This is a genomic window from uncultured Marinobacter sp. (assembly GCF_913055835.1).
Classification (GTDB): domain Bacteria; phylum Pseudomonadota; class Gammaproteobacteria; order Pseudomonadales; family Oleiphilaceae; genus Marinobacter.
Map to the genome: position 1 here is coordinate 1 of NZ_CAJXKQ010000043.1, position 12,798 is coordinate 12,798.

The 12,798-nt window shown below is 57.6% G+C and carries 16 protein-coding genes; 8 read left to right on the forward strand and 8 right to left on the reverse strand.

Annotation, left to right across the window (positions count from 1 at the left end):
- Nucleotides 1-149 precede the first annotated feature (149 nt).
- Nucleotides 150-356 (reverse strand): DUF2905 domain-containing protein, encoded by a 207-nt coding sequence (locus QZ534_RS17315; protein ID WP_296936269.1) that lies wholly within the window; start codon nt 354-356, stop codon nt 150-152.
- A 51-nt stretch (nt 357-407) separates the two neighbouring features.
- Between QZ534_RS17315 and QZ534_RS17320 the strand changes: the two genes are divergently transcribed.
- Both QZ534_RS17320 and QZ534_RS17325 read left to right on the forward strand, forming a co-directional pair.
- Entirely contained in the window at nt 408-938 is a 531-nt protein-coding gene (locus QZ534_RS17320) for an isochorismatase family protein (protein WP_296936271.1), read from the forward strand.
- 66 nt (nt 939-1,004) lie between these two features.
- On the forward strand, nt 1,005-1,664 hold the full coding sequence (locus tag QZ534_RS17325) for a cupin domain-containing protein (RefSeq protein ID WP_296936274.1): 660 nt from the start codon (nt 1,005-1,007) through the stop codon (nt 1,662-1,664).
- A 27-nt stretch (nt 1,665-1,691) separates the two neighbouring features.
- On the opposite strand, the gene QZ534_RS17330 is transcribed toward QZ534_RS17325, so the two are convergent.
- The 6 genes from QZ534_RS17330 to QZ534_RS17355 form a co-directional block, all read right to left on the reverse strand.
- On the reverse strand, nt 1,692-2,057 hold the full coding sequence (locus QZ534_RS17330; protein WP_296936275.1) for a hypothetical protein: 366 nt from the start codon (nt 2,055-2,057) through the stop codon (nt 1,692-1,694).
- Nucleotides 2,058-2,167: 110 nt separating this feature from the next.
- Nucleotides 2,168-3,067, reverse strand: a complete 900-nt coding sequence (locus QZ534_RS17335; protein ID WP_296936277.1) for a LysR family transcriptional regulator — start codon at nt 3,065-3,067, stop codon at nt 2,168-2,170.
- Between the two features lie 18 nt (nt 3,068-3,085).
- Nucleotides 3,086-3,703, reverse strand: a complete 618-nt coding sequence (locus QZ534_RS17340) for a flavin reductase family protein (RefSeq protein ID WP_296936279.1) — start codon at nt 3,701-3,703, stop codon at nt 3,086-3,088.
- Nucleotides 3,703-4,899, reverse strand: a complete 1,197-nt coding sequence (locus tag QZ534_RS17345) for an MFS transporter (protein WP_296936281.1) — start codon at nt 4,897-4,899, stop codon at nt 3,703-3,705. Before QZ534_RS17345 ends, QZ534_RS17340 begins: the two co-directional genes overlap by 1 nt.
- 3 nt (nt 4,900-4,902) lie before the next feature.
- A complete protein-coding gene (locus QZ534_RS17350; RefSeq protein ID WP_104320580.1) occupies nt 4,903-5,730 on the reverse strand; it encodes a protein-glutamate O-methyltransferase CheR in 828 nt (275 codons plus the stop codon).
- A gap of 37 nt (nt 5,731-5,767) precedes the next feature.
- Nucleotides 5,768-6,697, reverse strand: coding sequence for a chemotaxis protein CheV (locus QZ534_RS17355; protein WP_296936284.1), 930 nt, complete (start codon nt 6,695-6,697; stop codon nt 5,768-5,770).
- Between the two features lie 188 nt (nt 6,698-6,885).
- Here QZ534_RS17355 and flgA point away from each other — a divergent pair, with 188 nt between their 5' ends.
- From flgA to QZ534_RS17370, 3 genes are all read left to right on the forward strand, one after another.
- Nucleotides 6,886-7,587, forward strand: coding sequence for a flagellar basal body P-ring formation chaperone FlgA (flgA, locus tag QZ534_RS17360; protein WP_296936286.1), 702 nt, complete (start codon nt 6,886-6,888; stop codon nt 7,585-7,587).
- Nucleotides 7,588-7,775: 188 nt separating this feature from the next.
- A complete protein-coding gene (flgM, locus tag QZ534_RS17365; protein WP_296936288.1) occupies nt 7,776-8,102 on the forward strand; it encodes a flagellar biosynthesis anti-sigma factor FlgM in 327 nt (108 codons plus the stop codon).
- A 7-nt stretch (nt 8,103-8,109) separates the two neighbouring features.
- On the forward strand, nt 8,110-8,580 hold the full coding sequence (locus QZ534_RS17370; protein ID WP_296936289.1) for a flagella synthesis protein FlgN: 471 nt from the start codon (nt 8,110-8,112) through the stop codon (nt 8,578-8,580).
- A gap of 28 nt (nt 8,581-8,608) precedes the next feature.
- Here QZ534_RS17370 and QZ534_RS17375 read toward each other — a convergent pair whose 3' ends face one another.
- Nucleotides 8,609-9,358, reverse strand: coding sequence for a pilus assembly protein PilB (locus tag QZ534_RS17375; RefSeq protein WP_296936290.1), 750 nt, complete (start codon nt 9,356-9,358; stop codon nt 8,609-8,611).
- Between the two features lie 283 nt (nt 9,359-9,641).
- On the opposite strand from QZ534_RS17375, the gene QZ534_RS17380 reads away from it, so the two are divergent.
- The 3 genes from QZ534_RS17380 to QZ534_RS17390 all read left to right on the forward strand — a co-directional run bounded on the left by QZ534_RS17380 (nt 9,642) and on the right by QZ534_RS17390 (nt 12,790).
- Nucleotides 9,642-10,196, forward strand: coding sequence for a peptidylprolyl isomerase (locus tag QZ534_RS17380; protein ID WP_296936316.1), 555 nt, complete (start codon nt 9,642-9,644; stop codon nt 10,194-10,196).
- Between the two features lie 4 nt (nt 10,197-10,200).
- Nucleotides 10,201-12,084 (forward strand): bifunctional tRNA (5-methylaminomethyl-2-thiouridine)(34)-methyltransferase MnmD/FAD-dependent 5-carboxymethylaminomethyl-2-thiouridine(34) oxidoreductase MnmC, encoded by a 1,884-nt coding sequence (mnmC, locus tag QZ534_RS17385; RefSeq protein WP_296936291.1) that lies wholly within the window; start codon nt 10,201-10,203, stop codon nt 12,082-12,084.
- A gap of 73 nt (nt 12,085-12,157) precedes the next feature.
- A complete protein-coding gene (locus QZ534_RS17390) occupies nt 12,158-12,790 on the forward strand; it encodes a CBS domain-containing protein (protein WP_296936293.1) in 633 nt (210 codons plus the stop codon).
- The last annotated feature ends 8 nt before the right edge of the window (nt 12,791-12,798 follow it).

Consider the following 12,798-nt stretch of genomic DNA (forward strand, 5'->3'; position numbering starts at 1 on the left):
TCAGCCACTCGGCCACCTCTCCAATAAACTGTTTCAAATCAGCGATGTCGTCGCTCATTTGAGGGCGCAAACTTTAATGGTTTTACGGGCGGTTGGCAACTCTCTGGGGGAAAATCGTCAAAAAAATTACTGCTCAGGCGGTTTTCTGTTTACCGGTTGAACAGATTCAGGACTATCGTTAATACAATGCTCAGGATAATCATCGATGTGATGGGAATGAACACCCTGCTGCCCTCGGACTGTATATTGATGTCACCGGGCAGTTTCCCAAACCAGTTCAGGACGCCAGGCGCAAAATGGAGGATTGCTCCAACGACAATCAGTATGATGCCGGCAATGACAAACCAGCGGGCCATGGATGAGTACCTCTGGTGGCGAAATCCCACAGATATACGGAGAGAATAGCAATGCTGATGAAAGCCGAGCAATCGACACTGCTGCTCATCGATGTACAGGAGAAGCTGATGCCCGCTATAAGCCACGGTGATGAGGTGGTTGACCGGTGCATCGTTCTGGCCACCATTGCCGGGCTCATGGAGGTGCCGGTGCTGGCTACCGAACAGTTGCCCGACAAGCTGGGGCATAACGTTGAAGCCGTCCGTGAGCTCTGTAGCCAGACCCTGGCCAAGCATCATTTTGATGCCTGCCCGGACGGGCTTGTCGACCAGTTACCCGAGGGTCGACAGCACGTTGTAATAGGCGGTTGTGAGACTCATGTCTGTATGATGCAAACCGCCCTGAGCCTGATCGATGCCGGCTACAAGGTCTGGGTGGTAGCGGATGCTACCGGCTCCCGCAACGAGTTTGATCGCGATGTAGCGCTGGATCGCCTGAGCGAGAGCGGTGCCCGCATCGTAACGCTTGAAATGGTGGCCTTCGAGTGGATGCGGCATTGCAAGCACCCGCAGTTCCGGAACATTCAGGCACTGATCAAATAGAGGCATCCACCGAGCTGGCGCATACGTAGAAAAACGCTTCAGTCACAGGTGGTTCCGAGGTACACAATGCTCAATATGGATTTTTCCAAGAAGGTCGTGATTCGCACCGCCGAACAGGAGTGGGTTCCCAGCCCTGCCGGCGGGGTTCTGCGAAAGCCCCTGGCCCGTGAAGAAGCCGAGCGCGGCCATGCCACCAGCGTTGTCCGCTACGAGCCCGGTGCGTCCTTCAACCGACACGAGCACCCGCTGGGCGAGGAAATCCTGGTTCTGGACGGCGTATTTTCCGACGAAACCGGCGACTATCCGGCCGGCACCTATTTGCGTAATCCGCCCGGCAGCGGCCACGCGCCATTCAGCAAAGAGGGCTGCACTCTGCTGGTGAAACTCCATCAGTTTGATAAGCGTGATCGATCAACGGTGCGCATTGATACCCGAAATACACCCTGGCTTCCGGGCATCGGGGGCCTGGAGGTTATGCCCTTACACGAGTTTGAGCACGAACATGTGGCTCTGGTGAAGTGGCCGGCCAACGAGGTTTTTCAGCCTCACAGGCACTTTGGTGGTGAAGAGATTTTTGTGCTCTCCGGAGAGTTCTGTGACGAGCATGGCCGCTACCCAGCCGGCACCTGGATTCGCAGCCCTCATTTGAGCCAGCATCACCCATTCGTGGAGGAAGAAACCGTCATCTGGGTGAAAACCGGTCATCTGCCGCTCGGGGCGCAATAAGAAGGGCCCCGTAGGGCCCAAAAGAGGCTAGGAAATCGCGGTATGTTGCCAGTTTTGCCTGCTGTAAGAGTCGTTGCTTGCCCCCTCTGATAGCGGGCTGAAGAGTGTCTCTTCGCCCACGGGAACCGCAAACACGTGATACGCTTCGGGGCCAAATGGGTCCAGTGCCGTGTCGAGGTACTCGAAGCTGTCAGGCACGGGCTCACCGGAGTATGCGACCCGGAACTGGCGCTCCAGGGTTGGGATTGTGACGCCCAGGGGCTGCTCTACCCAAAGGTAAACGGCCTTGTGGGGCACGATGTATTCGCTGCGCACCACCCTGTAACCCTCTTTGAGCGTGAGCGTGGTCGGCTCTTTGCCCGGTTCCAGACGGAATTTGTGGATGGTTTTCATAGCTGCTGCTCCTCTCTGGGTTGCTGCCTTTCACAACTCCATGATGGACAGGAACAGACTTCGATAAAATAAGCTTTTGTGAGGTTTCATCATCGAAATATTCGATGCAATCAGGATTGCTTGTTTTCCGCGTGAGCCTCAACAATGGCACGAACGCCTTCATGGGCGGTTTTTCGGCCCCGCGTGATAGCGAACAACTCATCCATGACCTCATCGATTGAGGCAATCTGCTCAACCTCATACTGGCGGCAAACCTCTTCGCGGATAGAGGTCGGCGCTGCAAAAACACCATATCCCTGGCTGCCAAACACTTTTATCAGGGCACTATCATCCACCCGGGCTACGAGCTTCATGCGAACTCCGTTCAGGGAGAACCAGTTCATCAGTCGTTCGAAATATGGCGCATCAGTAGCGTTCGCCAGCAACGGCTGACCATTGAGCGATTCCGGAAACCCCTTTTTCAGTTTTTTCGCCAGCCCCGGCGCGGCATACAGGCTCATGGTGGACCCCGAAAGAGGGTGAACCGTGAGGTTGCCGTCTTCCTGCAGTTTCGGCATGCGGTCCGTCAGCACAAGGTCCAGCTCCTTGCGTTTCAGGCTCAACACCAGATCTTCGGTGCGGCCGGTCTGGCACTCGAGCTGAACGGATCGCTCGCCCGCCATGGCTGGTTGCAGCAGGTAGTAGGCAATCAGTTTGTGAATCGAAGCCGAAACACCGGCGCGCAACGTCAGGGGGCGCTCGGAGGGATCAAGCCGCAGGGTCTCCGCAAGTTCACCAGTCAGGGCGAAAATATCGTCAGCGTACCCCAGAATCAGCCGCCCAAGGTCCGTCAGGATCAGCTTGCGCCTCTCCCGGGAGAACAGGCGACCACCCACTGAGGCTTCGAATGTGGCCAACTGGCCACTGAGCGTCTGGGGGGCCAGCTCCAGGACCTCGCTGGCGCGAGCGATCGAACCTTCCCGGCTAATCACCCAGAAATAATAAAGATGGCGAAGATTAAGCTGTTCCATTGCTCTTCCCTGCCAGGTTCAGGATGGTCGTGGGATCTTGAGGATCTCACCGAAGGTGACGTATTCGCTTCCACCAAGACGGCCGATCGGATCAATAGCGGCGCCATCAAAGGTCAGACGGTTCTTGTCATCGTACTTGGCTGCCGCACCCGATACCCAGACCCGGGTGACTTTCCCGAAAACCAGCGACTGGGGTGCAGCGCCAATTTCCTTGATGTCATAAAGCTCACAGGCAAAGGCTACATGGCAGTCCTTGAGACGCGGCAACCCTGCTCCCTCGAATTCCACCAGTTCCAGATCCAGATTCTTCAGCTCGGATTCACCATGAGGCAGAGTTCTTGAGGATTCGGTGACTGCCGCTGCCAGGTCCCGGTGTGCGATATGCACGACAAAATGCTTCCTCGCCTCAATGTTCACCCGGGTATCCTTGGAGACTCCTTCCGCCGGTTTCTTACCGACAGAAATCATCAGCAAGGGAGGATTGCTGGTAATGGGCGTGAAAAACGAGAACGGCGCCAGATTGAAGTCGCCGTCCGGGTTTTCACTTAACACCCAGGCCACGGGCCGAGGGATGACCGTTTGAGTCAGGATGTGATAGGCGTCCTTTGGGTCCATACCCTCGAAATCGATAAGCATCATTCTCTCCCGTTAACTGCAGCTTCAGGCGTTCGTTCCCGCAACAGCCACAGCATCATCAATATCCCATGAACAATCAGGAAGGGCACTGCGACCATGACCAGCCCGCCCCACCCGAGCCAGCTCAGAATGGCTCCAGCGGAGAGCGCTGCGGTGGCCTGGGAGCCAAACACCATGATGTCGTTCAGGCCCTGGACACGGAAACGCTCTGCATCCCGATAACCCCGGGGCAACAGCGTTGTGCCGCCAACAAAAAGGAAATTCCAGCCAACACCCAGCAACAGCAGTGCTGAAAGATAGTGATGGAAACTCACGCCACTGGCGGCCAGCGCAATACAGCCCAGATACGCCAGCAAACCCGCTGCCATCATCAGCGGTATGCCCACAACGCGGGTCAGCCAGCCGCTGATCAGCGACGGCAGATACATGGCCATGATGTGGAGTTGAATCACGCGCTTGGCGTCGTCCAGGTCGTGGCCTGCCATTTCCGTCATGCTCAATGGCGTTGCTGTCATGATAAAACTCATGACCGCATAGCCAATGGCGGCCGCACTGATGGCAGCCCAGACCAGTGGATTGGCCAGGATCTCCCGCAGGGGACGACCGCCGCCGGGCTTTGATTCCTGAACCCGCTCGGCGCCTGCCCGGTAGCCGGCTCCAAGGATCAGCAGGGCGGCCCCCTGCACTACCGCCAGGCCAAGCCAACTGACCAGAAACGGATACTGCTCCGCAGCACCGCTGCCCAGGCCCGCCACTTCTGGCCCGAGCCAGGCCGCCACCAGACCACCCAGAAGCACGCGGGCGGCCGCAGAGCCGGCCATATTCGGAGCGACGGATTCCATGGCGGCAAACCGGTATTGGTGAACAACCGCAAGGCCCGTACCACCGACGACAGCAGCCAGACATAGCAATGAAAACAGACCGGACCAGGAAGCCAGCGAACCAAGGAGACCTGCAAGGATTCCCATGAGCGCGCCGAGCAGCATCACACGCTTGCGCCCAACGCGTTCCATCAACCAGGTTGCCGGCTTGATGGCCAGTACGGTACCAACCACCACGAGACCGACGGGCAGCGTTGCATACTCGGGCGCCGGAGCCAGCATTCGGCCCTGGATACTGCCTATAAAAACAATAAAAGGCGCTGTGCACATGGCAAGCGCCTGGGCGGCAACCAGGACCCAGACGTTGAGGGGCATGGGCTACTTTTTCCTGTAGATAATTCCGGGATGGCACTGCACCATCTCGTAAAGGTGGGGCAAACCGTTCAGCGATTCGGAGGCACCAAGAACCAGGTAGCCTCCCGGATTCAGGGTGGCGTGCATCCTGGTAAGAATATCCTTCTTCAGGTCCGCGGAAAAATAGATCAGAACATTCCGGCACATCACGATATCGAACTTGCCGAGCATGTAACGCTCCAGCAGGTTCAATTCCTTGAACTCCACCATGCTCTTGATCTGCGGCTTGATCTGCCAGCCCCCGTTAAGGGATGGGGTAAAGAACTGCTTCTGGCGCTCTGGTGACAGGCCCCGGCCAATGGCGATCATCTCGTATTCGCCCTTGCGGGCGACTTCCAGTACGCTTTTGGAAATATCCGTGGCGGTGATTTTCACATCGCGGAGTTTACCGGGCCTGGCGCGCCGAAATTCCTCCACGATCATGGCAATGGAGTAAGGTTCCTGGCCTGTCGAACAGGCCGCCGACCAGATTCGAAGAGGCTGGCCGGAGTTACGTTCAGCGAACTCGGGAAGCAGCTTTTCCTGGAGAATTCGGAAAGGATGATTGTCACGGAACCACAGGGTTTCATTGGTGGTCATCGCATCGATGACAACTTCCTTGAGACCACCCCGGCCGGGCCGTTTGAGGCGCTCAAGGAGCTCTCCCAGGGTGTTCAGGCTGTTCTCTTCCAGAATCCTGCGCAACCTGCTTTTTACCAGGTACTGTTTGTTCTCGCCCAGTAAAATCCCACAGGCATCCTGCAGGAACGATTTGAAGGCTTCATATTCCTGTGGCGTTATTTCCGCTTTCATTGGGTCTCTGTTCTGAGTGAATCTTTGAGCGGCTCCATCAACCCTGGTCGATGATTTCCATTACCCGCTCTGCCAGCTCGTCCGGACTGAACTTTGCCATAAAGTCGTCGGCCCCGACCTTCTTCACCATCGCCTGATTGAACACACCACTGAGTGAGGTGTGAAGCATGACAAACATATCTGCCAGGGCCGGGTCACCTTTCACCTTGGTGACCAGGGTATAACCATCCATCTCCGGCATCTCGACATCGGAGATGATCAATGAGAAGTGATCCCGCGCCTTCGACCCGTCGGAAGTCACTTCCTTCAGGTATTCGAACGCCTGCTTGCCGTCGTTCTTGGTGACGACTTCCATGCCAATGGCCGTGAGACAACGCTCTATTTGCCTGCGGGCAACGGAAGAGTCATCGACTACCAGAACCGGTAGATGCCCCGGTACCCGCTCTGCGCTCTTGCTCAGAACCGCCTCAGTGACATCCTCCCCGAGTGGAGAAACTTCTGCAAGAATCTTCTCTACATCTATGATTTCGACCAGCTTATCATCAATCTTGGTCACGGCGGTAAGATACACATCCCGCCCGGCGCCCTTCGGGGGAGGCAGTATGTCCTCCCAGTTCATATTCATGATCCGGTCAACGCCGGTGACCAGGAAACCCTGTGTTTTCCGGTTGTACTCGGTAATGATAACAAAGCTGGTGGCCAGGTCTTCCTGCGGGATGCCGGGCAAACCAATGGCCATACTGAGGTCGATAATCGGGATGGTTTCACCCCGGATATGAGCGACCCCTCTTACCGTTTGCCGACTATTAGGGATGGACGACAGCCTGGGACACTGCAGGACTTCTTTAACCTTGAAAACGTTGATCCCATAGATCTGCCGCCCTCTCAGACGGAAAAGAAGGAGCTCCAGGCGATTCTGACCGACCAACTGGGTTCGCTGGTTAACACTGTCCAATACCCCTGCCATTTCGTTTCTCCTGGCCTGCCGGAATTACAACGGCATGTATCTTGCTCATCATGAAATAAAAGCGTGATTGACGGAAACCCGTCATATCAGCGGCGGATTAGCCCATGTAACGGCCAATCTCCCCGAATCCTTAGGCTGATTCGGGCTTTTCTGCCCTGTTGTTGACAGCATAGGACAAACTGATACGTATGCGCATCACCAAATTCGCTCTAATACTGCTAATGTCTGGCCTGAGCTCCCCGCTACTGGCGGAGACAACCGCTGAACAGATTCGCAAAGCGACCCTGGAGTTTCTCGGCGGATTCGCGTCTGAGCAGGCGAACGAAGGCTACACGGTAACTTTTGAACCTGGCGCGATCGACAGCCGCCTGGCCCTGGCCGAGTGCGAGCAACCCCTGAGTGTCGAATTCAGCGGCGATCCCTGGAAAAGCACCAGCCCTTCTATGCTGGTAACCTGTGAAGGGTCCCGACCCTGGCGGATGTTTGTGACGGCTTCCGTTTCCATCCATGGGCCAGCACTGGTGGCGGCCCGTCCGCTCACGCGGGGAGAACGGATAACGGAAGGACTGCTCACCAGGCAGTCCGTTGAAATCAATGCGTCCCGGCGCGGCGCCATTACCGATGCGCAACAGGCGATTGGCATGGAAGTGCGGCGGGCCGTCAACGCGGGTTCGCTGGTTACGCCGGACATGCTCTCCGCCCCGAATGCGGTAGAACGGGGCGACCATGTTATCATTACCGCCAAAACAGGCGGATTTTCAGTACGTTCCCGAGGTAAAGCCCTGGCGAGCGCGAGTGTTGGTGAACAGGTTCTGGTAGAGAATCTGCGATCATCCCGCAGAATAAAGGCCAGCGTTGTTGCGCCAGGCCAGGTTGAGATCCCCATGTAGTACGGCTTCGGCAGAGGCTTGCCGCTGCGGCAAACGTCTGCCGCAAACCCGGCAGCAAAAACAGACGAAAAAACCATTGAAAAAAACTGTTAAAAAGTACTAAAGGTTTTCGCGGCGCCGCCGTTAAGAAGACATAAACTCGAGTAAGCGCCGCACTCATGTGGCGCGACAGGCAAGCAGGTACAGATATGTCAGTTGACTTAAATGGAATTGGCCCCGGCCAGGTCAACACCCAGAGAACCACTGCCGACAAGAACTCCGGCACCCAGAACACCCAGCCGGCGACCAGCGAGCAGGCGAAAACCCAGGCTCAGGGCGCCCGGGGTGAGAATGTCAGCCTGAGCAGTCAGGCCAAGAATCTCAAACAGCTTGAACAGAAGCTGGGCGATTATCCGGAAATGGATGACGACCGCATTGAGCAGATCCGCTCCGCCCTGGAGAATGGCACCTACAAGATTGACGCCGAGAAACTGGCCCAGAAAATGCTTGAGATGGATGAAAGCATTTTCGGGTGAGTGAACCATGGCCGCAATTGATGATCTGAAAACCCTTCTTTCCCAGGACATCAGCCAACTGGAAACACTGGCTGATGTTCTCGGTAGAGAAAAGACCTGTCTTGCAAGTTCCGACCTCCGCCAGCTGGAAGCTCTGACCAAAGAGAAAAACGAGCTGCTGGGTGCCGTTCGTGAGCGTGCCAAACAGAAAATCCGCACACTGGTCCAGATGGGCTATCGCCCCGAAAGCGGTGAACCTTCCAGATTTATCCGCAGCGCCGGCTTTTCCGAGCTCTTCGAGCTCTGGCAGGAAGCGGACCAGAGACTTAGAGCCTGTCAGACACTGAACCAGACGAACGGTCGGGTGATCAGCCATCTGCAAAAACGCCTGTCGAAACTGACCGACATCTTCCGTGGTGCCACCGGTCAGCAAAAGCTCTACGGCGCCAAGGGGCAGCAGACCACGGTATCCAGCAGCACGGTACTTGCCAGCGCCTGATGAAGGCCCCGGCAAACCCTGCCGGCGTTCACCGGGTATAAATGGTCATTTGGGAGTCCGGATGGAAACGGATATCGTGGATACTCACGTTACCCATTGGGGCACCCTGGCTACCGCTAACCCGGATATTGTCCATCCGGATTTCCTCGATCCGCTCCGGGAATGCCAGCATCAAGGCGCCATCCTCCCGTACCCGGTACCTGGGCTCACCCTCGCGGTAGTGCACACCGGATATGGTCAGGTCTGAATCCAGAAAATTCAGAACCGGTACAAAAATATTGGCTGTAAGCTTCAGACCCTCGATCACATCCGCTGATTCGTCGGCGCCCTGCTCCCCGCCTCCCGCCGGATTCTGTGCCATGTTGCTGACAATGCCGATACGCTGCAGCAACGTCGGGTCGCCCTGCCCTGATATGGCTGCCAGCTCAAGCTCGCTCATGGGGGCAAGATTACCTCTCTCGTAAAGCTCTCCGGCCTCCAGCGATGACTGCGACGCCTCTGCCGAGCTGCTCGCCGCAAAGGTTACCAGGGGCTGGAAAGGCAACGTAACCGCCGTTACCAGGGCTGCGGCGTTACGATAGCGGGACTGATGCTTGAGGACACGATGGAGTTCCTTCTCGCTGATCCAGCCGGCCTGAATGAACACCTCGCCCAGGCGCTGCCCGGTTTCACGCTGTAGCCTCAGCCCCTCATCCAGCTGCCCTTCGGACAGATAGCCCCGGTTGATAAGCAGGCGCCCGAGGCGTGATTTTTCTTCAAATCCCTGACGGATTCTCACCCGATGTCTCCTTTTGAACAGTGAAAACCGTACAACCCGGCCCGGCTAATGTAATTCATGACTTCCGCTACCCGGAAGGTTAGACAATCAGAACACGATGTGCGTGGATACAGTGCCCGTTTTACCATCACCATCTGGTAAGATCTGGCACCGGATAACAGAATTCGCCAATTGTTGCAGGAAAAATACCTGCGAATAACACAGAGAGCGGCTGAAAATGACAAACAAGGTAAAACCCCTGAAAACTGTGACTCCCGTACTGCTTATGGCCCTGGCCTTGCTGATGCCGGCATCCAAAGCGTTGTCCCAGGGCAATGACCAGTCCGCCAATGAACCTCTGCCAGTGGTGCGCATGGTGACCAGCGAAGGCGCCATCGAGCTTCAGCTCCGGCCCGACGTCGCCCCGGACACGGTCGCCAATTTCCTGCAATATGCCCGGGACGGCTTTTTCGACGGCACGATCTTCCACCGAGTCATTCCGGGGTTCATGATCCAGGGGGGTGGTTTTACCGAGGACCTGTCACGGAAATCAACTCGTGCGCCCGTACGCAATGAGGCGACAGAAACGCTGCCGAACCTCCGTGGAACCATTGCCATGGCGCGGACCAGTGCGCCGGATTCGGCAACATCACAGTTCTTTATCAACCTCTCGGATAACGGGTTCCTCAATGCCGGCGTGCGCGGCCCGGGCTATGCCGTTTTCGGCAAGGTTACCCAGGGCATGGGCGTTGTCGACGCCATCGCCCGCAAACAAACCACGCGGAAGCAGGGCATGGCCGACGTGCCCGTTGAACCGGTAACCATAGAAACCGTCACCGTGGTTGAATCCGAAGGCTGACACCGTGAACCGGCCACCCCTGCCCCCCGCAATCGAATCCGCTGAACTGGCGTGGCACAACGGGGTCCCGGAATCGAAGCGATTTGGCGATGTCTACTTCAGCCGTGACAACGGCCTGGAGGAAACCCGACACGTTTTTCTTCGGCACAATCAATTGCAGGAGCGTTTCTCGCAGATCCGCGAGGGCGGCAGTTTCGTTATTGCCGAAAACGGCTTCGGAACCGGCCTGAACTTTCTGGCCGCCTGGCAGGCCTGGCAGAGCAATGCGCCAGCCCATACAGCGACCCTGCACTTTGTATCCGTGGAACGCTTTCCCCTCACCCGGGAGGATCTTACGCGGGCCCTGGCCCTGTGGCCGGAGCTGAAGGCGCTGGCTGACGAACTGCTTCTGCATTACCCGCCATTGGTGCGTGGGGTACACAGACTGGTTCTGGCCGGGGGACGAGTTCGTCTGACGCTGTTTTTCGGTGACATCAATGAGGCCTGGCGCGCCCTGGATTTCCGCGCCGACGCCTGGTTCCTGGACGGATTTGCGCCAGCCCGCAATCCGGATATGTGGCTGGAGGACACCATTAGCCAGGTCCGGGCCCATAGCAAGCCGGGCACAACCCTGGCCACTTTCACTTCGGTCGGCCGGATTCGTCGAGCCCTGATGGACGCCGGGTTCAAAATGGAGAAGACCACCGGATACGGCCGAAAACGGGAAATGCTGAAGGGCATTCTCGAGACAGAGGGGCCCGATCAACCCGAACGCCCCGGCACCATCGCTATCATTGGCGCCGGTATCGCCGGTTGCACGCTGGCACGAAATCTGGCGGAGCGGGGGTATCCGGTCACACTGGTCGACAGCCGGGCTCCGGGAAACGGCGCCTCCGGAAACGCCCAGGGCGCGCTGTATGTCAAACTTGGGGTGGAGTTCAACGACCAGACCGAACTCGCCCTCACATCCCTGACCTTTGCCCAGCGGTTCTACGGCAACTGGCGCGGCCAGTACTGGCATCCGACCGGCCTGCTGCAGCTGGCTCACAGCCCTCAGGAAGCCGACCGACAGGCCAGATTCCTTCACCGCAACGATTACCCAAGGGACATTTTCTGGCCCGTGACCCGGGAGCAGGCCAGCGAGCTTGCCGGCATGCCCACGCAATCTGGCGGGCTCTGGTTTCCCCGCAGTGGCTGGCTCGAACCACAAAACCTATGCAAAACCCTGGCAGACCACCCACTGATCTCCACATCGTTCGGTGTTGAGGTTAACCGGCTATTGCCCTGCAACGGCCAATGGCATCTCTCCACGGAACAGGGATCAACCCTGGCGGCCGACCAGGTCATCATCTGTTCGGGTCATCTCAGCCCGGAGCTTATTCCGATAAAGGGCCGCTTCCGGCTGAAAGCCATTCGTGGCCAGGTTTCCCATCTTCCAGCGCCAGCTGTCACCAAGCCGAAGGCTGTTATCTGTGGCAACCGGTACCTTAACCCCACACTCGGTGATATCGCCGTAACCGGGGCTACCTTTGACCTGCACGACAGCAATCCGTTGCCGACCACTGAAAGTCATGAAGAGAATATTCAAGAGCTCGATTCGATGCTGCCGTCGCTGTTCTCTCCAAACGCTGGCAAGCCCAGAGCCGAAGCCCTGGATGGCCGGGTTGCCTTTCGCTGCACGACTCACGACTACCAACCCGTTGCAGGCCCGATGTTTGATGGCGAAAGCGCTTGCCTTGATGACCTTTACCTGTTCACCGGCCTTGGCAGCAAAGGCCTGAGCTACGCTCCGCTACTGGCCGAATACCTGGCCGACCGTCTGACCGGCCAGCCCGTCTGCCTTCCAACGAACCTGGTCAGGCGGCTGGAAACGCGACGCCTGTTCCAGGCCGGTATGGCGGTTTCGTAATAAACTAGCGCTGGAGTTTCCGGTCAGACTGCCGATAACCTCTCAAAGAGTGGCTTAGTCACGGAGAGAACCCATGTCCATTTATGTCAGCGAACCCGGCCGCCCGGTCGGAACCCGGCTACCGGAAACATTCCGGGCAAGGTCCGTGGGCGATGTCACAGAGCTGGCAGAAACCCGGGCGATCAACCCTGGCAGGAGTGAGGCAACGGATGCCGAGTTTCAGCAGGCGGCCAATGCCGGTCGGTATAAAGCGCTGGAGGAGTATGGTGCGGCAGCAGCCGGCGAGCGCCGTGAAGACCGCCCCTATCTGCCCGTGTCCCGGATTTCTTCACCAGCACTCTATTCTGTACAGGCCTCTGCGACCATTGCCGAGGCGCTATCCGTGATGGATGAACATCAGGTTCACCACCTGGTGATCATGGCGGAGAACAACGTGGCCGGGCTCGTCGATCTGCGCTGGCTCCTTGGCTGGCTTCACGAGCATGAGGCCAATGCCATGAGCCAGAGCCTGGTTCACGTTGAGCTCCCTGCATTCCTGACGGCCTCCCCCGAGACAGACGCTCACCAGCTTGCCAGACTGATGCTGGCCCACCAACTCAACGCTTCCCTGGTGGTAGACGCCGGGGGCGCAGCTGCGGGTATCGTTACCAGCACAGACTACCTGAGGCTGTACGCCAGCGCTGGCCGCCACGAGGGGACAGTCTAGTCCCCGAC

Excerpts from the sequence above, each read along its gene's own strand:
- QZ534_RS17315 (WP_296936269.1), bottom strand. The coding sequence starts at position 356 with ATGGCCCGCTGGTTTGTCATTGCCGGCATCATACTGATTGTCGTTGGA.
- QZ534_RS17320 (WP_296936271.1), top strand. The coding sequence starts at position 408 with ATGCTGATGAAAGCCGAGCAATCGACACTGCTGCTCATCGATGTACAG.
- QZ534_RS17325 (WP_296936274.1), top strand. The coding sequence starts at position 1,005 with ATGCTCAATATGGATTTTTCCAAGAAGGTCGTGATTCGCACCGCCGAA.
- QZ534_RS17330 (WP_296936275.1), bottom strand. The coding sequence starts at position 2,057 with ATGAAAACCATCCACAAATTCCGTCTGGAACCGGGCAAAGAGCCGACC.
- QZ534_RS17335 (WP_296936277.1), bottom strand. The coding sequence starts at position 3,067 with ATGGAACAGCTTAATCTTCGCCATCTTTATTATTTCTGGGTGATTAGC.
- QZ534_RS17340 (WP_296936279.1), bottom strand. The coding sequence starts at position 3,703 with ATGCTTATCGATTTCGAGGGTATGGACCCAAAGGACGCCTATCACATC.
- QZ534_RS17345 (WP_296936281.1), bottom strand. The coding sequence starts at position 4,899 with ATGCCCCTCAACGTCTGGGTCCTGGTTGCCGCCCAGGCGCTTGCCATG.
- QZ534_RS17350 (WP_104320580.1), bottom strand. The coding sequence starts at position 5,730 with ATGAAAGCGGAAATAACGCCACAGGAATATGAAGCCTTCAAATCGTTC.
- QZ534_RS17355 (WP_296936284.1), bottom strand. The coding sequence starts at position 6,697 with ATGGCAGGGGTATTGGACAGTGTTAACCAGCGAACCCAGTTGGTCGGT.
- flgA (WP_296936286.1), top strand. The coding sequence starts at position 6,886 with ATGCGCATCACCAAATTCGCTCTAATACTGCTAATGTCTGGCCTGAGC.
- flgM (WP_296936288.1), top strand. The coding sequence starts at position 7,776 with ATGTCAGTTGACTTAAATGGAATTGGCCCCGGCCAGGTCAACACCCAG.
- QZ534_RS17370 (WP_296936289.1), top strand. The coding sequence starts at position 8,110 with ATGGCCGCAATTGATGATCTGAAAACCCTTCTTTCCCAGGACATCAGC.
- QZ534_RS17380 (WP_296936316.1), top strand. The coding sequence starts at position 9,642 with ATGCCGGCATCCAAAGCGTTGTCCCAGGGCAATGACCAGTCCGCCAAT.
- QZ534_RS17390 (WP_296936293.1), top strand. The coding sequence starts at position 12,158 with ATGTCCATTTATGTCAGCGAACCCGGCCGCCCGGTCGGAACCCGGCTA.